At 67.7% G+C, this 22,693-nt stretch carries 23 protein-coding genes and 2 pseudogenes; 11 read left to right on the top strand and 14 right to left on the bottom strand.

Annotated elements, in window-relative coordinates; genetic code table 11:
* Positions 1-138: 138 nt before the first annotated feature.
* The 4 genes from MLP_RS21430 to MLP_RS21415 are packed head-to-tail and all read left to right on the top strand — an operon-like array spanning position 139 to position 4,766.
* Complete coding sequence (locus MLP_RS21430) at positions 139-1,863, top strand: L-lactate permease (protein WP_013865281.1); 1,725 nt, start codon at positions 139-141, stop codon at positions 1,861-1,863.
* Positions 1,860-2,636, top strand: coding sequence for a (Fe-S)-binding protein (locus tag MLP_RS21425; protein ID WP_013865280.1), 777 nt, complete (start codon positions 1,860-1,862; stop codon positions 2,634-2,636). Before MLP_RS21430 ends, MLP_RS21425 begins: the two co-directional genes overlap by 4 nt.
* Positions 2,629-4,122, top strand: coding sequence for a LutB/LldF family L-lactate oxidation iron-sulfur protein (locus tag MLP_RS21420; protein WP_049804624.1), 1,494 nt, complete (start codon positions 2,629-2,631; stop codon positions 4,120-4,122). Before MLP_RS21425 ends, MLP_RS21420 begins: the two co-directional genes overlap by 8 nt.
* Entirely contained in the window at positions 4,119-4,766 is a 648-nt protein-coding gene (locus MLP_RS21415; RefSeq protein ID WP_013865278.1) for a LutC/YkgG family protein, read from the top strand. Before MLP_RS21420 ends, MLP_RS21415 begins: the two co-directional genes overlap by 4 nt.
* Before the next feature lie 233 nt (positions 4,767-4,999).
* Here MLP_RS21415 and MLP_RS21410 read toward each other — a convergent pair whose 3' ends face one another.
* The 3 genes from MLP_RS21410 to MLP_RS21400 are packed head-to-tail and all read right to left on the bottom strand — an operon-like array spanning position 5,000 to position 7,421.
* Positions 5,000-5,392 carry an HsmA family protein gene (locus MLP_RS21410; protein ID WP_013865277.1) on the bottom strand — a complete coding sequence of 131 codons (393 nt, stop codon included), beginning with the start codon at positions 5,390-5,392 and terminating at the stop codon, positions 5,000-5,002.
* Complete coding sequence (locus tag MLP_RS21405) at positions 5,371-6,924, bottom strand: MFS transporter (RefSeq protein WP_013865276.1); 1,554 nt, start codon at positions 6,922-6,924, stop codon at positions 5,371-5,373. The genes MLP_RS21410 and MLP_RS21405 overlap by 22 nt, the downstream gene beginning before the upstream one ends.
* A 26-nt stretch (positions 6,925-6,950) precedes the next feature.
* Positions 6,951-7,421, bottom strand: a complete 471-nt coding sequence (locus tag MLP_RS21400; RefSeq protein WP_013865275.1) for a DUF2871 domain-containing protein — start codon at positions 7,419-7,421, stop codon at positions 6,951-6,953.
* Positions 7,422-7,594: 173 nt separating this feature from the next.
* Between MLP_RS21400 and MLP_RS21395 the strand changes: the two genes are divergently transcribed.
* From MLP_RS21395 to MLP_RS21380, 4 genes are all read left to right on the top strand, one after another.
* Positions 7,595-8,191: a TetR/AcrR family transcriptional regulator gene (locus MLP_RS21395; protein ID WP_013865274.1), complete on the top strand. Its 597-nt coding sequence runs from the start codon at positions 7,595-7,597 to the stop codon at positions 8,189-8,191.
* Between the two features lie 216 nt (positions 8,192-8,407).
* A complete protein-coding gene (locus tag MLP_RS21390; RefSeq protein WP_013865273.1) occupies positions 8,408-9,004 on the top strand; it encodes a recombinase family protein in 597 nt (198 codons plus the stop codon).
* A gap of 17 nt (positions 9,005-9,021) precedes the next feature.
* Positions 9,022-10,413 (top strand): Mu transposase C-terminal domain-containing protein, encoded by a 1,392-nt coding sequence (locus MLP_RS21385; RefSeq protein ID WP_013865272.1) that lies wholly within the window; start codon positions 9,022-9,024, stop codon positions 10,411-10,413.
* A complete protein-coding gene (locus tag MLP_RS21380) occupies positions 10,410-11,219 on the top strand; it encodes an AAA family ATPase (protein ID WP_013865271.1) in 810 nt (269 codons plus the stop codon). Before MLP_RS21385 ends, MLP_RS21380 begins: the two co-directional genes overlap by 4 nt.
* Positions 11,220-11,234: 15 nt before the next feature.
* Here MLP_RS21380 and MLP_RS28160 read toward each other — a convergent pair whose 3' ends face one another.
* The 11 genes and pseudogenes from MLP_RS28160 to MLP_RS21335 all read right to left on the bottom strand — a co-directional run bounded on the left by MLP_RS28160 (position 11,235) and on the right by MLP_RS21335 (position 19,362).
* Complete coding sequence (locus tag MLP_RS28160; protein WP_156821251.1) at positions 11,235-11,384, bottom strand: hypothetical protein; 150 nt, start codon at positions 11,382-11,384, stop codon at positions 11,235-11,237.
* A gap of 84 nt (positions 11,385-11,468) precedes the next feature.
* Positions 11,469-11,687 (bottom strand): hypothetical protein, encoded by a 219-nt coding sequence (locus tag MLP_RS21375; RefSeq protein WP_013865270.1) that lies wholly within the window; start codon positions 11,685-11,687, stop codon positions 11,469-11,471.
* 65 nt (positions 11,688-11,752) lie between these two features.
* A complete protein-coding gene (locus MLP_RS21370) occupies positions 11,753-11,938 on the bottom strand; it encodes a hypothetical protein (RefSeq protein ID WP_013865269.1) in 186 nt (61 codons plus the stop codon).
* Positions 11,939-11,942: 4 nt separating this feature from the next.
* Positions 11,943-12,272 (bottom strand): winged helix-turn-helix domain-containing protein, encoded by a 330-nt coding sequence (locus MLP_RS21365; RefSeq protein ID WP_013865268.1) that lies wholly within the window; start codon positions 12,270-12,272, stop codon positions 11,943-11,945.
* Between the two features lie 110 nt (positions 12,273-12,382).
* Positions 12,383-13,259, bottom strand: a pseudogene (locus MLP_RS21360) (IS630 family transposase); the annotation flags it as partial.
* A 1,249-nt stretch (positions 13,260-14,508) separates the two neighbouring features.
* Entirely contained in the window at positions 14,509-15,744 is a 1,236-nt protein-coding gene (locus tag MLP_RS21355; protein ID WP_013865265.1) for a glycosyltransferase family 4 protein, read from the bottom strand.
* The gene (locus MLP_RS21350) at positions 15,741-16,388 is read right to left on the bottom strand and encodes an acetyltransferase (RefSeq protein WP_013865264.1); all 648 of its coding nucleotides are present in this window, start codon (positions 16,386-16,388) and stop codon (positions 15,741-15,743) included. Before MLP_RS21350 ends, MLP_RS21355 begins: the two co-directional genes overlap by 4 nt.
* A pseudogene (locus tag MLP_RS21345) lies at positions 16,385-16,843 on the bottom strand (sugar transferase); the annotation flags it as partial. The pseudogene MLP_RS21345 and the gene MLP_RS21350, both read right to left, overlap by 4 nt.
* A gap of 15 nt (positions 16,844-16,858) precedes the next feature.
* Positions 16,859-16,993: a hypothetical protein gene (locus tag MLP_RS29355; protein ID WP_331441357.1), complete on the bottom strand. Its 135-nt coding sequence runs from the start codon at positions 16,991-16,993 to the stop codon at positions 16,859-16,861.
* On the bottom strand, positions 16,986-18,182 hold the full coding sequence (locus MLP_RS21340) for a DegT/DnrJ/EryC1/StrS family aminotransferase (protein ID WP_013865262.1): 1,197 nt from the start codon (positions 18,180-18,182) through the stop codon (positions 16,986-16,988). Before MLP_RS21340 ends, MLP_RS29355 begins: the two co-directional genes overlap by 8 nt.
* A 169-nt stretch (positions 18,183-18,351) precedes the next feature.
* A complete protein-coding gene (locus MLP_RS21335) occupies positions 18,352-19,362 on the bottom strand; it encodes a hypothetical protein (RefSeq protein ID WP_041790418.1) in 1,011 nt (336 codons plus the stop codon).
* Positions 19,363-19,438: 76 nt separating this feature from the next.
* On the opposite strand from MLP_RS21335, the gene MLP_RS21330 reads away from it, so the two are divergent.
* The 3 genes from MLP_RS21330 (at position 19,439) to MLP_RS21320 (ending at position 22,624) form a co-directional block, all read left to right on the top strand.
* A complete protein-coding gene (locus MLP_RS21330; RefSeq protein WP_013865260.1) occupies positions 19,439-19,999 on the top strand; it encodes an arsenate reductase/protein-tyrosine-phosphatase family protein in 561 nt (186 codons plus the stop codon).
* A 100-nt stretch (positions 20,000-20,099) separates the two neighbouring features.
* Positions 20,100-21,242 (top strand): cystathionine gamma-synthase, encoded by a 1,143-nt coding sequence (locus tag MLP_RS21325; protein WP_013865259.1) that lies wholly within the window; start codon positions 20,100-20,102, stop codon positions 21,240-21,242.
* A 140-nt stretch (positions 21,243-21,382) separates the two neighbouring features.
* Positions 21,383-22,624, top strand: coding sequence for a globin domain-containing protein (locus MLP_RS21320; protein ID WP_197536453.1), 1,242 nt, complete (start codon positions 21,383-21,385; stop codon positions 22,622-22,624).
* Positions 22,625-22,693: the final 69 nt, after the last annotated feature.

Genomic DNA, 22,693 nt, shown 5'->3' with positions numbered 1-22,693 from the left:
GACGGGTCCGGTGGCCCGCGGTTGTGACCCAGGTTGCCAATACGTCGAACCAGATCTCTTGCTCATTCAGACCACTTGCTGAAAAATCAGACCAGATCGCATTCCGTTCTACTCAGCGTCGAGTTCTCGAGGAGCCTGATGTTCCAACAGCTGCTGTCCCCGGTCGCGGGTTCGCTCGCTCTGTCAGCGCTGGTCGCTGCCCTGCCCCTGGTGCTGCTGTTCGTGCTCCTCGGCGTCCTCCGCGTCAAGGCGTGGAAGGCGGCGCTGGCCGGACTGGCGTCCTCGGCGCTGCTCGCCACCCTGGTCTGGCAGATGCCGGTGGGCCAGACGCTGGCGGCCACCACGGAGGGCATGTTCTACGGTCTGTTCCCGATCCTGTGGATCCTGATCAACGCGCTCTGGGTCTACCAGCTCACCGTGGTGACCGGCTGGTTCGAGGTCCTGGGAGCCCGGATCCGGGCCATCTCCGACGACCAGCGCATCCTGGCCATCCTGATCGCCTTCTGCTTCGGGGCCCTGCTGGAGTCGTTGGCCGGATTCGGGGCGCCGGTGGCCATCTCCGCGGCCATGCTGATCGCGGCGGGGATGAAGCCGTTCAAGGCGGCCATCGTGTCGCTGCTGGCCAACACCGCACCGGTGGCGTTCGGCGCGATGGGGGCGCCGATCATCACCCTGAGCGCGGTCACCGGCATCGACCTGCACACGCTGTCGTCGATGGCGGGCCGCCAGACGCCGTTCGTGGCCCTGTTCGTGCCGCTGATCCTGGTCTTCCTGGTCGACGGCAAGCGCGGCATCAAGCAGACCTGGCCGGTGGCCCTGGTCGCCGGTGCCACCTTCGGCCTGGCCCAGTTCGTCACCTCCAACTTCATCACCGTGGAGATCACCGACATCGTGGCCGCCATCGCGACCGTGGTCGTCGTGCTGATCATGCTGCGGTTCTGGAAACCGGCCAACGCCGTGCCGCTGGACGCCTCGGAGGACCTGGACGCCGCGCTGGCCCCGGAGCGCTCGGGTGCGAGCAGCGCCGGCGCCTCCGGCGGCACCTCGGTGTCGACCGTCACCACGACCCCGACCGGTTCTGCGTCGGTCCCCGCCGGCTCGCCGCCCGCCGCCAGCGGTCACCGGACCTGGATGGCCGTGGCCCCGTACGTGATCATCATCGTGATCTTCTCCCTCAGCCAGATCCCCGTGATCAAGGCGGGCCTCAGCCACATCGGGTCGACCACGTTCCGCTGGCCCGGACTGGACGTGGTGAACGCCGCCGGCAAGCCCGCGTCGGCGCAGACGTTCAAGCTGGACCACCTCAAGGGCACCGGCACCCTGCTGCTGCTGGCCGGGCTGGTCACCTGTGCGCTCTACCGGATCAAGCTGAAGGCGGCGCTGACCGCCTACCGGGACACCCTGGTCAAGCTGCGCTTCACCATCGTCACCGTGATGGCGGTGCTGGGTCTGTCCTTCGTGATGAACCTCTCCGGCCAGACCGCCACCCTCGGCAACGCCCTCGCGTCGGCTGGCATGCTCTTCGTCGTGTTCTCTCCCGTGCTGGGCTGGCTGGGCGTCGCGATCACCGGTTCCGACACCTCCTCGAACTCCCTCTTCGGTCTGCTCCAGGTGACGGCGGCCAACCAGATCGGTCTGTCGCCGGTGCTGATGGCCACCACCAACTCCTCCGCCGGCGTGCTGGGCAAGATGCTGTCCCCGCAGAACCTGGCCGTGGCCGCCGCTGCGGTGGGCATGAGCGGCAAGGAGGGCGACATCTTCCGCAAGCTGATCGGGTGGAGCCTGCTGCTGCTCGCCGGCTTCACGGTGCTGGTCATCCTCCAGGCGACGGTCCTGTCGTGGATGGTCCCGGTGATCCCGTGAGGATCGCGCTGTTCGTCACCTGCCTGGCCGACACCATGTTCCCGCAGGTGGGCCGGGCCACCGTCCGGCTGCTCGAGCGCCTCGGTCACCAGGTCGTGTTCCCCGACCAGCAGACCTGCTGCGGTCAGATGCACGTCAACACCGGCTACCAGCGGGAGGCGCTGCCGCTGGTGGAGCGCTACGTGCGCACCTTCGAGCCGTACGACGTGATCGTGGCGCCGTCGGGCTCCTGCGTCGGCTCGGTACGCCACCAGCACGGCCTGGTCGCCTCCACCTACGGCAGCGCCGCCCTGGCCGAGGACGCCGAGGCGGTGGGCCACCGGACGTACGAGCTGTCGGAGCTGCTGGTCGACGTGCTCGGCGTCACCGACGTCGGCGCCTACTTCCCGCACACGGTGACCTACCACCCGACCTGTCACTCGCTGCGGATGCTGCGGGTTGGGGAGAAGCCGCTCCAGCTGCTGCGCGAGGTCGAGGCGCTGCGCCTGGTCGAGCTGCCGGAGGCGGACCAGTGCTGCGGTTTCGGTGGCACCTTCGCGGTGAAGAACGCCGACACCTCGACGGCGATGCTCGCCGACAAGATGCGCAACGTGCTCGACACCGGGGCCGAGTTCTGCTCCGCCGGTGACTCCTCCTGCCTGATGCACATCGGTGGCGGTCTGACCCGCCTGCGCAGCGGCACCCGCGCGCTGCACCTGGCCGAGATCCTCGCCCAGACCAAGGACGACCTGCCGGCGCTGACGCCGACGGAGCTGGAGGGGTCCCATGAGTGAACCGGTGCTGCTGGGCATGCCCGCCCTGCCCACCTCGCCCCGCGGCGTGGGCAACCTCCGCGGGGACGAGACGTTCCCGGTGGCGGCCCGCCGGGCGCTGGCCAACGGCCAGCTCCGCGCCAATCTCGGCCACGCGACCCAGACGATCCGGACCAAGCGGGCCCAGGTGGTCGGTGAGGTCGCCGGCTGGGAGGCGCTGCGCGAGGCCGGCAGCCAGCTCAAGCGCCACACCATGGGCGATCTGGAGACCTATCTCCTGCAGCTGGAGGAGAAGGTGACGGCCCGCGGCGGCACCGTGCACTGGGCCCGCGACGCGACCGAGGCCAACGAGATCGTCACCCGGCTGGTCCGGGCCACCGGTGCCGACGAGGTGGTCAAGGTCAAGTCGATGGCAACCCAGGAGATCGGGCTGAACGAGCACCTGGAGAGCCAGGGGATCGCGGCCTACGAGACCGACCTGGCCGAGCTGATCGTCCAGCTGGGGCACGACAAGCCGTCGCACATCCTGGTCCCGGCGATCCACCGCAACCGCTCGGAGATCCGCGAGATCTTCCTGCGTGAGATGGCGGACGTCGACCCCGAGCTCACCGACGAGCCGGCCGTGCTGGCCGCCGCCGCGCGGCAGCACCTGCGCCGGAAGTTCCTGTCCGCCCGGGTCGCCATCAGCGGCGCCAACTTCGGCATCGCCGAGACGGGCACCCTCGGGGTGGTCGAGTCCGAGGGCAACGGCCGGATGTGCCTGACGCTGCCCGAGACCCTGATCACCGTGATGGGGATCGAGAAGCTGGTGCCCCGCTGGACAGATCTCGAGGTGTTCCTGCAGCTCCTGCCCCGGTCCTCCACCGGGGAGCGGATGAACCCGTACACGTCGATGTGGACCGGGGTCACCCCCGGCGACGGTCCGCAGGAGTTCCATCTGGTGCTGCTCGACAACGGCCGCACCGCGGTGCTGTCCGACGCCCACGGCCGGGACGCGCTCAACTGCATCCGCTGCAGCGCGTGCCTCAACGTCTGCCCGGTCTACGAGCGGGCCGGCGGGCACGCGTACGGGTCGGTCTACCCGGGTCCGATCGGGGCGGTCCTGTCGCCGCAGCTGACCGGGGTCGAGGACAACGCCTCGCTGCCGTACGCCAGCTCGCTGTGCGGCGCCTGCTACGACGCCTGCCCGGTGAAGATCGACATCCCCTCGATGCTGGTGCACCTGCGGAACGCGCACGTGGAGACCCACCGGGCCGAGCACCGGCTGCCGAGTGCGGAGAGCGCGATCATGAAGGCCGCGTCCTGGGTGATGAGCAACGACAAGCGCTGGAGCGCGGCGGTCCGCGGGGCACGGGCCGGCCGGGTGCTCGGACGCAAGCGCGGGGTGATCGGGCCGATCCCGTTGCCGCTGGCCGACGCCTGGACGCAGTCGCGGGACATCCCGCGCCCACCGACGCAGAGCTTCCGCGACTGGTGGACCGCCGAGCACGAGGGGGGACAGCGATGAGCGCCCGACAGGAGATCCTGGCCCGGATCGCGCGGGCGCACGAGCTCGCGCCGCCCTCGGTGGCGCCCGCGTACGCCGACGTCGACCGCTCCTACCGCGATCAGCCCAACCGGTCGATGGACGACGTGGTCGAGCTGCTGGTCGACCGGCTCGAGGACTACAAGGCACTGGTGCGGACCAGCACGCAGGCCGAGCTGGCCACCACGGTGGCCGCGGCGGTGGCCGATCGGGGGCTGACCACGCTGGTCGTACCGCCGGGTCTGCCGCCGGCGTGGACGGCCGAGGTGAGCGCCGAGCTGCACCGGGACAGCGCGGAGGCGCCGTTGTCGGTGGCCGCGCTCGACCAGCTGGGCGGCACCGTCACCGGCTGCGCGGTGGCGGCCGCGGAGACCGGCACCCTGGTGCTGGACGCCTCACCCGACCAGGGCCGACGGGCGCTCACGCTGGTCCCGGACTACCACCTGTGCGTGGTGGCGCAGAGCGCCGTCGTGCCCGACGTGCCGGAGATGCTGGCCAGGCTGCAGGCGGACCGTCCGCTGACCATGATCAGCGGGCCGAGCGCGACGAGCGACATCGAGCTCAACCGGGTCGAGGGCGTGCACGGCCCACGGGTGCTCGAGGTGATCATCGTCATGGACTCGTAGAGGTTCGTCCACTTCTGGATCGAGCCCGGTGAACGGGGCGAGGGAGAAATCTGGAGATGTGTCCCTCAACTCTCGCCGACGGGCAGAGACTGACCAGTGGCCCGCAAGGGGTCCCTCAACCGAGACAGCCAGGCCGGTGACACCGGGGTCAGGGTTATGGGCGGCAGCGTTTAGTGGCGGCAAACTTGCAGCGCTCGGTGGCGGGAGTCGTGCCTGCATCGGCTACGGCTGATTCATCCGGCCATAGCGGAGGCGGCGCCGATGATGTAGGGGATGAGCCAGAGGACCCATACCGCGATGCTGAAGCGGTGGAACGTCTGCTTCTCGTGCTCGCGGTTGCGGATGAGGACCACGATGGCCCAGAGAAGGTGGATGGCCATCAATACGATGGCGATGGTTCCGCTGACGGCCATCACGGAGCTGAGTCCGCTCGCTTGGATTCCTTCGGTGCGGCGGCTGGCGGCGATTTGGGTCATGAGGAAGGTGCCGGTGGCGTCGGCGGCGAGGCCGAGGCCAAAGAAGACGGCGTGCCAGGGTTTGAGGATGCCTTGGATGCGTTCGGCCCAGATGCCGATGGAGTAGAAGACGAGCGCGAGGGTGATGATCACGATGGCTGGGGCGAGCATGACTTCTCCTGAATTGCTGGTGGGGTGATCTGGGGGGCGGTTTCTGGCTGCCGACGGCTGGTGTGGTCGAGCGCCCAGGCGGTGAGGGTGGCGATCGCGAGGATGGCGACGGCGACCCAGAGGGCTGAGGCGCTGGCGGCGGGGAACGCGGTCGGGTCGGCGAGTGCGGTTGGGGTCTGGTGGGTGGTGAGGGCGGCGGCGAGGGTTGTGCCGGCGACGGCGCTGCCGAGCGCGGCGCCGAGTTGACGGACGGTGCTTTGGGTGGCCGACCCGGTCCCGGACTGACTGGGGGGAACGTCGCGGAGGGTGGTGGAGGTCAGCTGCGCCGACGCCAAGCCCAGCCCGAGCCCGTAGGGCAGGAGTGCGGCGGCTACCGCCCAGCCGGGCCCGCTGGCAGTGGTGACGAGCGCGGCCGCGGTGGCGCCCACCACTTCCAGGGCGAGGCCGAGGACCACCACCCGGGTCGGGCCGAAGCGGGCTGCCAGGTGGCGGGCGACCGCACCGGACAGGAACGCTCCCGTGGCCATCGAGGCCAGCACCAGACCGGCCGACAGCATGCTGAGCCCAAGCGAGGTCACCAAGAAGAGCGGGAGGACGAAGAGGAGGGCGAACTCACCGACCGCTACGAGCAGCGCGGTGGTGTTGCCGAAGCTGAAGGTCGGGAGTGTGAACAGCCGCAGGTCGAGGACGGTGGTGCGGCCGCTGCGCTGCCGACGAGACTCCACGACCAGGAACGCAGCCAGCAGCACGACTCCGACGGCTAGGGCGACCGGCACCGGTGAGACCGGGGCGGCGGCGGGCCAGGCCGGCCCGAACAATGCCGGCGAGCCGGTCGGTGTCCACCAGCCCAGCGAGCTGCTCTCGATCAGCCCGAACACGATCAGGGCGAGCCCGGCAGCACTGAGCAGCGGCCCGGGAACGTCGACGCCGATCCCAGCGGCCTTGGTGCCGCGGGTCTCGTCGACGAGCAGCATGGTGGCGACTGCCACGGCGAGGCCGATCGGCACGTTGATCCAAAACACCAACGGCCAGTTCGACACCTGCGTGAGGAAGCCGCCCAGCAGTGGTCCGAGCGCGGCCGCGCCGGACATGACCGCCCCCCAAATCCCGAACGCCGCAGCCCGGTCGCGGCCGCGGAACGTGGCGTTAACCGTGGACAACGTGGACGGCAGCACCATCGCCCCGCCGACACCCTGCAGGGCACGCGCGGAGAGCAGCGCCGCGGCGTCGCCGGCGGACGCAGCCAGCATGCTGCCGAGAACGAACACTGTGACACCTGCGAGCAGCAACCTCCGCCGCCCCCACCGGTCACCTAGGCGGCCGGCGGTCAGCAGCAGAGCGGCAAAAACCACCGAGTACAGGCTGTTCACCCACTGCGCGTCAGTGAGATCCAGGTGCAGATCGGTGATGATTGCCGGCAACGCGACGCCGACAATGGTGCCGTCCAGCACGATCATGGCCAACGCTGCCGCCAGCACCCACAATCCCGCCCAGGCCCGACGCTGAGCTTCGGGCGCACGCTCAGCTGTCACCAGCGTCTCGTCAGGCTGAAGCGCACTCATGCCGGCATGGCCTGCGTGGTCGCGGTCTCGGTGTCGGACTCCTGCTGGGTGTGGCGGATGCGGCGTCCCAGCACCAAGAACACGAGCACGAAGCCGACGGTCAACACGACGTGGCCCAGCCCGGAGACACCGGCCAGGGCCGATGAGTCGGCGGCAGCTGAACCGAGCACCTGCAGCGATCCCTTGACCGCCATCGCGCCGGCGGTGAGGACGAGTCCAATGGTCCAGATCCACACGAACCAGCCGAACCGGCGATCCTCACCGAGCCGGTAGACCCGCTGCAAGGCAAGTACCAGCAGGCCCACGATCGTGCCCAGGACCAGCGTGTGGGTGTGCACCACCGCGAGCTGGGTGAACCCGCTGAACCCGGTCGAGCGGGTTAACTCTCGATAGGCAAGCCCACTGGCCAACCCGACCACGGTCCATCCCGCTGACAGACGGAACAGAACCGACTCTGCCTTTCTCACGACCACCTCCAGTATTGCGACGGACTGTCTCTAACAGGCTCAACCCTATGTTCGTGACGCTGTGTCCGCAAATTTCGGGACGGTGATGTCGCTAACATTGCTCAGGGTGTGACCGTCACGCGATCCGCGGTGTCAGTCGCCCATGAAGGGAACGATCTCGCGAAGGAGGAACGGTGCCGAAGATCGATGCGCCCACGGTTGCCGAGCACCGCGCGATGATCCGGACCCGCCTGATCGACGCTGCCGAAGCCATCCTGCGCGAATCACCGTCCAGCCACCTGACTGCCGGCGCCGTCACCTCAGCGGCCGGCATCGCCCGCAACAGCATCTACCGCTACGTCGACTCCGTCGAAGACCTCCGCAGCCTGGTCGTCGACCGCTACCTACCCGAGTGGCTGACCACGGTCTCGGCAGCGATGGAGATCGCCGGCAGCCCGGAGGATCGCGTGGTCGCCTGGGTGCGGACCAACCTCGAACAAGCCGCCGCCACCGGCCACGGATGGCTGATGGAAGCCGCACGAACCCAGTCGCTGAACGCTTCGATCGACGAAACCGTCGCCCACGCCCACACCGGCATGCGCAACACCCTCACCAACGCCTGGACAGACCTCCTGCAGAACCATCCCGAACGAGTACCCATCGCCACCGGACTGACCGTCGGCATCCTCGACGCCGGATTCCGCCAGCTCGACCGCGGTCAACCCCGCGAACTCGTACTCCAACTCGGCATCACGGCCGCCCGCGCCCTCGTCACCCATCTTCCCGCCTGAAGCATCGAGCTGATGGACAGCTGCGCGAACTGCCGCAGCCGCTGAGCAAGACAAGTGACTCATAAAACTACAGATTCTTGAGACACGTCTGGCGTGAGATCGAGCCGCCCTGCCGCCTGCCTACCGAGGGACTGGGAGTATGTCTCAGAAAGAAGTCTCGCCGTAATGCGTCTCGGGCCGGGCGTGGCGAGGGGTTTCTGAGGCAGACTGTTGAGGGTGAGGCAACTCGGATACACGCGGGTCAGCACAGCGAGCCAGGATGCGCAGCTGCAGCTGGACGCGCTGGTGGCGGCCGGGGTGCAGAAGCGTGACGTGTTCGCCGATATCACCTCCGGCAGCAGGTCGGCAGCTGAGCGGCCCGGCATGCAGAAGCTGCTCGGCTACGCCGAGCCGGGCGACACGGTGGTGGTGTGGCGGGTCGACCGGCTCGGCCGGTCACTCATCGACGTCCTCAACACCGTGAACCTACTCCGCGACCGCGACGTGGCGGTGCGGTCGGTGTCGGACGGGATCGACCCGGCCACCTCGACCGGACGGCTGATGTTGAACATGCTGGCCACGCTCGCCGAGTACGAAAGAGAGCTGATCGTGGAGCGCGTCAACGCTGGCATCGCCGCTGCCCGGCAGAACGGCACCCGATTCGGCCGGCCACTGTCGGACCCGGTGGTGATCGCTGACAAGCTCGCGATCGCCGCCGACGCCCGGGCGAAAGGCCGCACCGCCGAAGACGCGGCCCGGCTGGTTGGGTGGAGCCGCGCGACCTTGTACCGCCACCAGCAAGCCTTCGCGGCCCGCAAGGACAGCGGAATGTGACGAGGATGTAGGCGGCTGTGGACGCTGACGGGCGGTGGCGGGTGCTTCGACTGCATGTCGAAGACCAGGTCCCGCTCGCCGCCCTCGCCCGCTCCACCGGCGTCGGCGAGCGCACCCTGCAACGCTGGCACCAGCGGTACCGCGCCGGCGGCATCGCCGCACTGGAACCCCGACCCCGAACCGACGCCGGCCAACGCCGCACCAGTGCCGACGTGGTGCTCTTCGTCGAACGGCTCGCGCTGACCCGGCCCCGACCCAGCATCGCCACCCTGTATCGGCTGACCGTCGCCGAAGCAGACCAACAGCACCTGCCGGCGCCGAGCTACTCGACCGTGCGGGCCATCGTGCAAGCCCTCGACCCTGCCCTGGTCACCCTGGCGTTGGAAGGTCCCGCCTCGTACCGGGACCGCCACGAGCTGGTGTACCGGTTCCGGGCCGATCGTCCGAACCGGATCTGGCAGGCCGACCACACCGAGCTCGACATCCTCATCGTCGGCCCCGACGGCCGCCCGGACCGGCCATGGCTGACCGCGGTGATGGACGACCACGCCCGCGCCATCTGTGGCTACACCGTGTTCTCCGGTGCCCCGTCAGCGCTGCAAACCGCGCTGGCATTACGGCAGGCGATCTGGCGGAAGAACGACCCGCAGTGGGCGATGTGCGGCATCCCCGACATCTTGTACGTCGACCACGGCTCCGACTTCACCAGCCACCACCTTGACCGGACCGCGATCGAGCTGCACATCCGGCTCATCCACTCCACCGTCGCCCGCCCGCAAGGCCGGGGGAAGATCGAGCGGTTCTTCGGAACCGTCAACACCGAACTCCTCAACACGCTGCCGGGCCACCTCGGACCCGGCAGCAAGGCACCGAAACCGGTCCTGGACCTGTCGGCCCTCGACCAGGCGATCGGCGACTTCGTCACCACCTACAACGAGCGACCTCACCGCGAACTCGGCACCTCACCACGAGACGCGTGGGTCGCCGACGGCTGGCTGCCCCGCATGCCCGACAGCCTCGAACAGCTCGACGGGCTCCTCCTCACCGTCGCCAAACACCGCACCGTGCAACGTGACGGCATCCACTTCCAAGGCCAGCGCTACCTGGCACCGACCCTCGCCCCGTTCGTCGGCCACCCCGTGACGATCCGCTACGACCCGCGCGACCTCTCCGAGATCCGCGTCTACGACCGCAACACCTTCCTTTGCGTCGCCATCGACGAGGACCACCCCAACCAGCGCCTCAGCCTCCGCGACATCGAAACCGCCCGCCGCGCCCGCCGCCGCCAGCTCCGCCGCGCCCTCAACGACCGCATCCCCACCGTCGCCCACCGCGACCAACCGCACACCACACCGGACCCGGCCCCGCGTCGCCAGCGGCTGCGAACCTACGAAGAGGACGACCGATGAGTCAGAACTTCATCGTGACCAAGGAACACCGACGCTTCACCGAGTTCGCCAACGCCGTCCGCGCCGACCACACCATCGGCATATGTCACGGCGACGCTGGTGTAGGAAAGACCAACTCCGCCCGCCGCTACGCCCACTGGGACACCCTGGAGCCCTACCTGCAAGCCTGGGGACCGCGCATCGACGACGACGCCAAACACAACACCCTCGCCAACCGTGCCCGCACCGTCGTCTACACCCCCGAAGTCCTGCCCCGGCACCGCGAGCTGCTCCGCGACATCGACCGATGGATCAGCCGCCTCGGCAACTGCGTCGACGAACATCAACGCACCAGCGGCAAGATCACCAGCACCAGGGTCGGCGACACGACCCGCTGGGTCGAACTGCTCATTGTCGACGAAGCCGAACGGCTCACCCCCACCGCCTTGGAACTGCTCCGCGACCGCCACGACCGCACCCAGCTCGCCATCATCCTGATCGGCATGCCCGGCATCGACCAACGGTTCCGGCACTACCCCCAGCTCTACAGCCGACTCGGCTTCTCCCACCGCTACCGCACTCTCGGCCGAGAAGAACTGCTCTTCGTCCTCGACCGCCACTGGAAACGACTTGGCCGCACCCTCAACCCCGACGACTTCACCGACGCCCAAGCCGTCGCTGCCATCGAACGCATCACCCGCGGCAACTTCCGACTCCTCGAACGCCTCTTCCCCCAAATAAACCGCGTACTCAAGATCAACCAACTCGAAACCATCACCGACGACGTCGTCGAAGCCGCCGCCAGCACCCTCGTCATCGGCACCTGAGCCGCCATCCAGCGATCACAGAACACCGCCACAAAGCGCCGAACTCCACAGGTCAGGGTCGCCGGTGGCCGCGGCGTTGCGCAACACCCGCCCGATGAACATGTTCCGCGACCGGACGTCGAGTGCAACAGCTTCGGCATTGCCGCGCGTCTGAATCTCGCGCACATTCCGAGCGCCGCGCTCTATGGAGTGCGTCCAGAACTCGCGCCCAAACGCGTCCAGAACTCGCGCCCAAAGCCAACCCGGGTATCAACGGGTCAGCAGAGGTGCGAGGCCGATAGTCAATGCACCGGCGGCGATGATGCCCATGCTGACCGCAGGGCGAATACCGCGGGCGTCGATACTGACAGGCGTCCCGTCGGCGGCCAGGCCGCTGACGGCCGGTCGGTACGCCAGGATCATGAGTGCGCCGACGATGAGCACGGCGCCGCCGGCGAGAGCGAACAACCAGGCCAGGTGTGCGTCCATGAGTTGAGTTCCTCTTCTCGAGATTGGCTTCTAGCAGATCGTGCACCCCTGACAGAAGCGGGGGTTCAGAGCAGGGCGATCAGGACGCCCACGAGCAATGCAGCACCGACGACGCCCCACAGGAGCCACTCGGTTGGCGTCAGACCGTCGCGGGCGGAGCTGTTGCCGCGGCGGTGCCGCCCGACAGCTCCAGCCGAGGCGGCGATGAGGACACATGCGACCAGGAGGGCGACCCAGAGTGGCGTTGACACAGCGTTACTCCATCGACCGGTTGCCGTCTGGGGTGTCCCGCTCGAGCGCCGTGATGGCCCTAGTGAGGGCAGCACGTGCCTCGTACAGTTCCGCCAGGACGTCAGTCTCGCGGGGGTTTGGCGTCAGGCTGACAACGAATGCTCCGACTCCTTGGCGGGTCTCGATAAGTCCGTCATGGACGAGCAGCTGCTGGGCCTGGCGGATCGTGTTCAGCCCGGGCACCTCGTAGTGCTCCTGCAGCACGGCAATCGCGGGGAGTTGCCGCCCGACCCCGAACTCACCCTCGGTAATGCGGGCTCGAAGGTCCTGGTAGATCTCCCGGTATCTAGCCACAGACTCAAGGTAGGGCCTATGCTGGTGCAAGTCAACTAGACCACCTGTGCTGACTAGTTGACATAAGATACATAATCAGCCCTAACCAATCAGCCCCGTCGTCTTCTACGCTAGTGGTTCGCTGACGAAGTCCTGTTACGTTTCCGGCTGATTTTGGTGAGGATCTCGTCGGGTGTCTTGGTCCAGATGAAGGGGTGTTTGCGGCGGTTCCAGCCGTCGATGAAGGCCCGGATCTTGATCATCAGGTCGCGGACTGAAGGGAACACGCCGCGGCGGATGGCTTGGCGTTCGATGATGCCGAACCAGACCTCGACCAGGTTCAGCCACGACCCAGAGGTCGGGGTGAAGTGCACGATGATCCGCGGGTTCGCCGCCAGCCAGGACTTGACCTTCGGATGCTTGTGAGTCGCGTAGTTGTCCATCACCAGATGCAGCTCGACCTCGGGATAGGCCCGCGATCTCCAACGCCGCGAACAAGGTGGTCGTGCCGTGCCGGACGTAGTCGTGGGTGCGTTGTTCGGCGTGGCCGGGCTGCATCGGCAGCACCTTCTGCGTCCGGTTCAACGCCTGAATCTGCGACTTCTCATCCACACAGAGGACAACTGCGTTCTCCGGTGGTGCGAGATACAGCCCGACGACGTCAACCACCTTGGCTTCCAGCTCGGGGTCGGTGGAGAACTTGAACGTATCGCTCTTCCAGGGCCGCACCCCGAACCGCTTCCACGCCTTCGTGATCGTCACGTGGTTGACCTTCAACTGCGACGCGAGCAGCCGGCTCGACCAGTGAGTCACCCCCAGCCGCGCCGGCGGTGGGGTCAAGGTCGCGGTGACGATGTCGCTCGGATCGATCTCCCGCGGCCGTCCGGACCGTTCCTCATCGACCAGCCCGTCGATCCCACTCGCCTCGTAGCGGTCCCGCCATCGGTTCACCGTGGGTCGAGACACCCCGACCCGATCGGCGATCTCGCTGTTCTGCACACCATCGGCATGCAGCAGCTCAGTGCCGGCCGCTACTTTGTCGTTGGACGGGGTTGGGATCAACATGTCCGGTGCAAGCCTGGCCACGTCGCCGAGGTAGGTCGCGCCCCAACTCAGCTCTGCGCCCCGGCTGAGCCGATCAACAACCAGAGCCTGTGTCCCCGCACGTCCGTAGTCCTCGAGCACCAGCAAGGTGAAGCTCCGGCCCGTCTGAGCTGACATCATCTGCAGGGTCGTCCGCTGATTTGCCAGATCCAGGACCTGGGCACCGGCGGTCTTGTAGAACCCGTAGGCATAGCTGAACCCGGTCAAGATCAGGAGCGCAGCAATGATCACGCGGCGGCTGATCCGGGTGATGGCGAGATGTACGAACGCCAGCGCTATGGCTGTGGGCCAGACTGTCTCGGCGCGACTCCCGCGGAGGCCGCTGACGGTGAACTGGACGATCAGGAACCCGATGATCAGGGCAATCGTCGCTACGTTGCTTGCGCGCAGCTTCTTGCGGGCAAGCAGTGTCACGGCGATGAAGAGGAGCATTGGCCAGGATTCGGCGAGCAGCAGGAGCCAGCCCCGACCGGCCAACAGCTCGCGTTGGCCGGCGAGCACCTGGACATAGCGCAGGAGGCCACCGAACTGGGTGACCACCAGGCCGAGGGCGAGGAGTCCGATGGCAACTGCCGCAGTGGTGATCGTCAGGAATCGGCGGACGTCCAGCTCGCGGCCCGGTCGCTGGACTCGCTGGGGTCGGCGAAGCGAGATGATGAAGCGATAGAGAAGGATTCCGATCGCGTTGACGGCGCCGAGGATGCCCAAGGATTCGCGCCAGTCATCAGCCGGCGCCACGAACCTCGGCCAGTAGTCCAAAGTGACGTGCAGCATCGGACCGAGATAGCACAGGTGAAATCCGAGCAGCGCCACGACTGCGCGGGGCTGAAAGATGTCCAGCCGGCCGGATATCCATTCGATCACGTCCACGCCGACCAACACTCCGGCGATGCTCAGCGGGATGACCATCCAATGCCACAAGTCGGGGACGAACAGACAGAAGAGTGCCGTGATCGTGGTGACGGCGAAGGTGGCGACGAGCCAGCTGACGACCCGGATGCCGGGCTCGGGCGTGGTCCGATCGACGCTGTTCGGGTCCGCCACATTCTCGGCGGTCTCCACTGGACGGGGGGATTGTCGGCCGAGATCAGGCCTCCGCCGCAGGCCGGTGCCGCTGGGTCTCACGTTGCCGAGCTCCTGATCGGGTTCCAGCTCATCTCGGCACCGGCAATCCGGCCAGCCGCCTCACACTCGCCAGCCATTGCTCCCGTCGCCTCGCCTGTTGGTCCGGACGGAAGCGTTGCGCCCGTTCCCACAAGATTCTCGACACCTCCGTGACGTCCCTGGTTCCCTCGGCAAAGTCCGCCATGGCGGAGGCCAGAGCAACAGGGTCATTCGGCGGGACACAGAGGTCGGCCGGCAGCAGCTCAGGGATCCCTCCGACAGTCGTGCCGATACAGGGAACGCCACGAGCCATCGCCTCGATCAAGGCTCGCGGCAGACCTTCGGTCCGCGAGGGCATGCAGAAGAGGTCTGCTCGACCAAGCAGCCGTCGTAACTCCTCGCGGGAGTCGACGCGACCTCGGAAGGTCACCCGATCGGCGATGCCGCTCGCGACGGCGAGTGCGCGCAGCTCGGCCGAGTGGCGCCCGTCGCCCACCAAGGTCAGGCGCAGGTCCGGGTGCGTGGCCGAGAGCAGCGCGACCGCACGAATCAAGTCGTCGTGGCCCTTGTAGAGCTGGTCCTGGGTTCCGACCGCAATCAGTTCCCGCACCGGGAAAGGGGTCCGACGAGGGCCAGGGGTGAAGTCGGTGTCGCTGAGATCGACGTTGGAGAACGCATGCTGGTGCGCATGGCGAGCTGGTGGATAGAGGCGCTGGAGTGTCTCTTCGGTGACATAGTGGGCGGCGCCCGCGCCACCGACGAGCCATGTCATCAGGCGTCCACAGACCGGGGCGAGGTGACTTCCGACGGGCCCTATGACGCCCGAACGCAGCACCTGCACCGGATCACCGATCACCTCGACGGCGTATCGACGCCGGCGCACGCGGCACCAGGCCGCTCCGATGGAGCCGAGCGGTCCCGGTAAGACGAAGATGCACAGACGTGCCTCAGAGGTTGAGCTGGCGACGGCCTTGATCACCTGCGGAAGCCGGCTGATCAGCTGGCGCGGCCCTTGGAAGAACGGCAACCGATAGATGGGTATCTCACCGATCGGGAGATGCGCCCGCGGGTTCGCCGGACCGACGCGCGCGGCCAATTGGACGGCTTCGAGGTGGGCGACGTACGACGTCCACGCGCCCGAGCTGCTGGCACGATCGAGCGCGACGACCCCGCCGGCCCCGTCGTCGTACAGCCTGGCTTCGGTGAAGATCCTGATCGGCCCCGGTGCCGATGGCGGTGTCCGTAGTGCGTGTGCGCGAACCGATGTCTCGTTGGCCCGTGTCATCGTGCTGGCACTCCCTTGACGACAGAACCCGGGTCCACGGGGCCAGTGACGCAAGCGGCCGCGCCGACGATCGCTTCGGCACCGATCCGCAAACCCTGAAGCACGACCGCCCCGGCTCCGATGAGGCACGCCTCCTCCAGGTCGCAGGCCCCGGAGATGACGGCGCCAGGGTTCACCGAGACATAGGCACCGAGCACGCTGTCATGTCCGATGGTCGCGTTCGGATTGACATGCGTATGTGGACCCAGGTGAACGTTCGTCGAGATCTGGACGCCCGCGCAGATGACGGTGCCCGGCGCGCAGACCGCGTCGAAACCGAACGTTGCCGTAGGGTGGCAGACGGTCGCCGGTCGGTGGCCGTGGTGCTCGAACAGCCTGGCCAGGCGGCGGCGAACCGAGGGACTGCCCACCCCGACGGCGAAGTGCGTCGAAGAGTGGCTCGCCACCCAAGGTTCGACCGGCCCCAGGAACGGAAGACCGCGGCGGTCGATGTTGTCGAGATCGGAGTCGGACGGCGCGTCGTCCAGGACACCGGTCAGCTCCCAGACGGTTTCAGCTGACGCCTTGTTGACAGCATCGACGACATCGAGGAGCTCCCGGCCGAATCCCGCGGCCCCGACGGTCACCAGGGGAGCGGCGGTCATGGCTGAAAGTCCATCGTGAAGGGCCTCATCGTTGCCTCGCCGGGTGCAGACACCTGGTTGAACCGAAGGACCTGCCCAAACGTCTTCAGCAGGATGATCAGGTCGAGCCGGAACGAGCGTCGACGGACGTAGTCGACGTCGAGCGCCAGCCGCTCCGGCCAGGTGAGGGCGTTGCGTCCGCTGATCTGGGCCAGTCCGGTGATTCCTGGTCTGACCTCGTGCCGGCGCGCCTGCTCGGGAGTGTAGAGCGGCAGGTATTCCATCAGCAGCGGCCGTGGACCGACGATGCTCATATCGCCACGCGCGACGTTGTAGAGAGTCGGGAGCTCATCCAGGCTCGTCGCGCGCAGAAACCGGCCAAGTGACGTCAGCCGTTCGGCGTCGCTTGCTCTCCCGCCGCGGGCGTCCAGGGCAACCATGGTGCGGAACTTGATCAAGGTGAAGGGTTTTCCGTCGCGGCCAGGCCGGACCTATCGGAAGAAGATCGGTCTGCCCAGGCGAAGCGCGATAGCCGCCGCGGTGACCAGCTGGATCGGTGCGCTGATGATCAGTCCGGCACTTGCCGCGCACACGTCGAAGGTGCGTTTGGCCGCGGTGTCACCCATGGTGGCGACGCCGTTGCAGCTCGAGGAACTCCGACAGAGCGGACAGGACTCGACCCCGGCCGCCCTCGTCGAGTCCGGATCCGCTCGGCAGCGAAAGCCCGTTGTGGTACAGGAATTCCGAGGTTCCGTTCAGATAGGCGGGTGCCCCGGCGAACACCGGCTGAGTATGCATCGGCTTCCACAGCGGACGTGCCTCGATGTTGGCGTCCTCCAACCACGCCACCAGTTCGCTCGACGTCCATCCAGTCTGTGCGGGATCGACCACCACGCAGGTGAGCCAGAAGTTCTCTCGGTGGTCTTCCTGCTCGGGTTGGCCGTCTGCTTCTCCGAGGAGGTGAACACCGGGCACCTCGGCAAAGAAGTCACGGTAGGCGAGGCGCAATGCGCGGCGCCGCTGAATCATCTCGGGAAGGCGGGCCAGCTGGGCCCGGCCCAAGGCCGCAAGCAGGTTCGACAGTCGATAGTTGAAACCGACCTCGGTGTGTTCGTAGTGACGAACCTGCTGCCGGGCTTGGCTGGCGAGATATCGGACGTAGTCCGCACGTGCTGCATCGTCGGTGAGCAGCGCGCCGCCGCCGGAGGTGGTCATGACCTTGTTGCCGTTGAAGGACAGCGCGGCTGCGTGTCCGAAGGAACCCGCCGGTCGCCCGTAGCGTTGGGCGCCGACGGACTCTGCGGCGTCCGACAACACTGGCAAGTCCCAGCGCTCGGCCAGCGGGGTGATCGAACGGTAGTCCGCAACCTTGCCGAAGAGGTCGACGGGCAGTATCGCCTTGATCGATGCGGACTGTGCCCGCCGATCCTCGTACGCCTTGACCAGGAGATCGACCGAGATGGCGCCGCTCTCGTCGCAGTCGACCAGAACGGGACGGGCGCCGGTGTAGAGGATCGCGTTGACGGTGGCCGCAAAGGTCATGGTCGAGGTCAGGACGACGTCGCCGGGCCCGACGCCAAGGGCCAGCAGACCCAGGTGGAGTGCGGCGGTGCCGCTGGCCAGCGCGACGGCGTGCTGTCGGTCGGTGGCGGCCGCCAGCTCACGCTCGAACGCGTCTACCTCCGGGCCCAGCGGCGCAACCCACCCTGATCGAAGGGCACGAAGCACCGCGATCTCTTCATCGGCTCCGACGTCGGGCGGCGAAAGGTGGATGCGGTTCAAGGCCGGCGCGCATGACATCGCCTCGGGGCGCACTCGGGATCCTTCCGATATGGAGTCCTAGTAGTGACAAGCTTTGGTCCGCCCCCGAAGCGACCGATTCGTGCACTCCGCCAGTCCGGTGCGAAGCCGGCCGACACCGAGTTGCGGCCCTCGTCGCCTGCCGGTGTTGGCAGCGCCAACCGCTGACGCCGCCGGGACAGCGCTAGGACACGACGACGTCGTTTCCCACCCACTGCCAGACGGTCGAGCCGCCGATCGCCACACTGAGCCGTTCCTCGGCGCCGGGCCGGCATCCGGGCCCTCCGGCAGCCAGGCCGGTGCCGGTCAGGCTCAGTCGGCGGACGACGAGGTCGGTGCATGAGGCGGACGGTTGGGCGATCACGATCCCTTGTTCACTGTTCCCCAGTGCCACAGCGGAGCTCTGCCGTGCGACCGTACGCCAAGCCTGCTCCTTCTGCATCGTGCGGATTCGTCCGTCACCACACAGCGCCGCGGCAGAGTCGTCGGTCGCAGCGAATGACACGAGGTGGTCGGCACAGGGACGACTCGTTCGACCACCGGGAGCATGCACCCGATCGGGGTGGTCGGGAAAGCGGAACCACACATCCCAAATGACCGACTGGTCACGGTGCCAGGTGCCGTCGGGCGAACCGATCCAGGCGTAGGTCGGCTTGCACTGGGCGTCCGCGCCGACGGCGAAGACCGAGTTCTCGCCGTATGCCCTCAGCCGAACGATGCCACGGATGCCCGGCCTGGTCTTGCGCCAGGTCCGTCCGCCGTCGTCGGTCACCTCGACGGTCGATCGGCGGCCACAGGTGCCCTGCTCGGCGCGCCAGGCGATCTTCGCCGAGTTCGCGGCAAGCAGACGGGCCGGCCCGGCAGCCGAGGACGGTGAGACCGATGGGCTCGGCGAAGCTGATCGGGTCGGTGAGGGGTCCACACGGTTACTCGCCGATTCGCTCAGGGTGGCTGAGCCGCCGTGCCGGATCGACTCGCTGGTGCGGACCGCTCCGCTTGGGCTGAGCGACTCATCGGGACCGGTGCCAGAATCGGACGGGCCGGCGGAGGCGACGGGCTCGGCCGGCGCGGCCCCGGCCGGCACAGCCACGATGGTCGGGTGCTGGAGGAGCAGCAGCGTGATCAGGACCAGGTTGATCAGGACCAGCACGGTTGGAGCCAACCAACGACCGTTGCCTTTGAGCCACCTCAGCATTTCGGCAGAATAGCGAGCGCCGACACGAAAAAGGCTCAACGCGGCCGTAGTTACTTCGAACCTAGAAGGATCATAAGTGTCCGACCACCAACGCTTCTCGATCTTGTGTGTCTGCACGGGCAACATCTGCCGGTCCCCAGTGGCGGAACGTCTCTTGGCCGCGAGGCTGGGGCCGAGTGTCGAGGTCGGCTCGGCGGGGACGTTCGGTGTCGTGGGTGCGCCGATCTCCGAGCCGATGGCCCGGAGACTGCGAGCCGCCACCGTCGGCGCCGACCTCTTCGCCGCCCGGCGGCTACGGGCGCCGATCGCGAACGCGGCTGACCTGGTCCTCGCCTTGACCAAGGCCCACCGCTCGGAGATCGTCGAGCTCTCGCCGGCTCTGGTGCGGCGCACTTTCACCCTGCTGGAGTTCGCCCGGCTGCTGGAGGTCATGGGGCCACACGAGCTTCCGGTAGGTACGCCGGCGGTCCGCCTGCGGGCCGCTGTCCCGATCCTGGCCACCCGGCGGAGCCCCAGCCCGACCAGCGACGACATCGACGACCCGATCGGTCGATCGGAGGCGGTCTACGAGCGGGTGTTCGGTGAGATTGCGCAGGCCGTCGATCGAGTCGCCGCCGTCATCGTCGCGCCGACCTGAGGCTGCTCGGGCCCGTGATCTCGACTTCTGCCCGGCGGGTCCGGGAGGGCTCGGAAGAGACTCGATCGGCGATCCCGTCTGCTCCGCGTACCCTGCGAGCATGACTGGTTTCTCCACTCGCGCCATCCACGCCGGCCAGGAACCCGATCCTGCCACTGGGGCGGTGATCACGCCGATCGTCGCGTCCTCCACCTTCGCGCAGGACGGCGTCGGCAACATGCGGAGCGGGTATGAGTACTCCCGCTCGGCGAATCCCACTCGCACCGCGCTGGAGGAGTGCCTGGCCGCGCTGGAGGGTGGCAGCCGTGGCTTCGCGTTCGCGAGTGGACTGGCCGCCGAGGACACCTTGATCCGCTCGATCGCGAAGCCGGGGGCGCACCTGGTGCTGCCGCACGACGCGTACGGCGGCTCGTTCCGGCTGTTCGCCCAGGTGTACGAGCCCTGGGGTCTGCGGACCGATCCCGTCGATCTGACCGACCTTGCCGCGGTCGAGGCTGCGATCCGGCCCGGGGAGACGGTCGCCGTCTGGGTCGAGACGCCGACCAACCCGCTGCTGTCGGTCGCCGACATCGCCGCTATCGCCGAGATCGCCCATTCCCTGGGCGCACTCGTCATCGTCGACAACACTTTCGCCTCGCCGTATCTGCAACAGCCGCTGGCGCTCGGCGCCGACGTGGTCATGCACTCGACCACGAAGTACTGCGGCGGCCACTCCGACGTGGTGGGCGGTGCGCTGGTGGTGGCCGATCCTGCGCTGGCTGAGCGGGTGCAGTTCCACCAGAACGCGCTCGGCGCAGTGGCCGGTCCGTTCGATGCCTGGCTGGTGCTGCGTGGGCTGAAGACACTCGCGGTCCGGATGGAGCGGCACAGCGACAACGCCGAGCGGGTCGCCGGCTTCCTGGCGCAGCACAGCCGGGTGAGCGAGGTGTTCTATCCAGGGTTGGAGTCGCATGCGCAGTTCGACGTCGCCAAGCGGCAGATGCTCCGGTTCGGCGGCATGGTCTCCTTCCGGGTGCGCGACGGCGAGCAGGCGGCTGTCGACGTCTGCGGACGTACCAAGGTGTTCACCTTGGCGGAGTCGCTGGGTGGGGTGGAGTCGCTGGTCGAGCACCCCGGCCGGATGACTCATGCCTCCGTGGCCGGCACCGCGCTCGAAGTGCCGTCCGACTTGATCCGGCTGAGCGTGGGGCTCGAGGACGTGGCCGATCTGATCGCCGATCTGGATCAGGCGCTTTCAGGCTGAGGGGGCGTCCAGCCCATCAAGTGCATTAAGTGCGGGACTTTAGTCCTGAGAGCGTAGGGACCTCTGGACGTATCGGGGCGGGGTTGCCGTCGTGACTATGGTCCGTGACCCCCCCCACGTGCAGGAAGGATTCTCCCATCGTGTCCAGCCCCACCCTGACCGATACGCGACCCACCGAGTTGCTGTCGGCGAATTCCCAGGCCATCGTCGAGGCGACTGCCGCCGTCGTTGCCGCCCACGCCGAGCAGATCACCTCGGTGTTCTATCCGAAGATGTTCGCCGAGAACCCTGAGCTATTGCGCATCTTCAACCAGGGCAACCAGGCCACCGGCGAGCAGAGCAAGGCGCTGGCCTCCTCCGTGGTGGCGTATGCGGTGCATCTGATCAGCCCCGACGCGCCGCCCTTCAACCATGTGCTGCGTCGGATCGCCTACAAGCACTGCTCGCTGGGGATCCGCCCCGAGCAGTACACGATTGTCGGCCGCAATCTGATGGCGGCCGTTGGTGAGGTGCTCGGTGACGCGGTGACCCCCGAGGTCGCCGCCGCCTGGAACGAGGTCTACTGGCTGTTCGGCGCCCAGCTGATCGCCGAGGAGGCCCGCATCTACGCCGCGGAAGGCGTCGATCCGAACACCCCGTTCCGTCCGTTCCGGCTGGTACGCAGGATCGAGGAGACGGACGACGTCGTGACCCTGGTCCTGGAACCGGCGGACGGTGAGCCCGTGGCGCCATCGGCGCCGGGTCAGTACGTCTCGGTGTTCGTCGACCTGCCCAACGGCCGTCGACAGGGCCGGCAGTACACGGTCTCCTCGACCGCGCTCGGCACCCGAGTGCAGATCACGGTTCGCAAGGTCTTCGGTGTCGACGGCGCCCCGGACGGCGAAGTGTCCTCCTTCCTGCACGACAGCCTGAAGGTCGGCGACCTGGTGGACGTCAGCGCGCCGGCAGGTGACTTCGTGGTCACCGATGCCGACTCGCCGCTGCTGTTGGCCAGCGCCGGTGCCGGTATCACCACCGTGCTGCCGATCCTCGAGCATGTCGCCAAGACCCAGCCGGAGCGGAAGGTGATCGTCGCGCACGCCGATCGTCATGCTGGTCACCATGCGTTGCGCGACACCGTTCGGCACGTCGGCCGGTTGCTCGACGACTTCAGCAGCTACATCTGGTACGAGAACGTCGCTGACGGCGACACCAGGTCGTTCGAGGGCTACATGGACCTGTCCGCTATCGACCTTCCTGAGGACGTGCAAGTGTTCACCTGCGGGCCGCTGCCGTTCATGCGGCTGGTCCGGCAGTCGCTCGTCGAGCGGGGGGTCCCGGCGGAGAAGATCCGCTACGAGGTGTTCGGTCCCGACCTGTGGGCCGCCCAGATACCAAGTTAATTCGTCACTCGCTGCTCGGCGGCGCGCTCAAGACTCTGTCTTCCCTCGGCGCGCGCAGACGATAAGGCG

The organism is Microlunatus phosphovorus NM-1 (assembly GCF_000270245.1).
GTDB classification, from domain to species: domain Bacteria; phylum Actinomycetota; class Actinomycetes; order Propionibacteriales; family Propionibacteriaceae; genus Microlunatus; species Microlunatus phosphovorus.
This window is presented reverse-complemented; position numbering and strand designations above follow the sequence as displayed.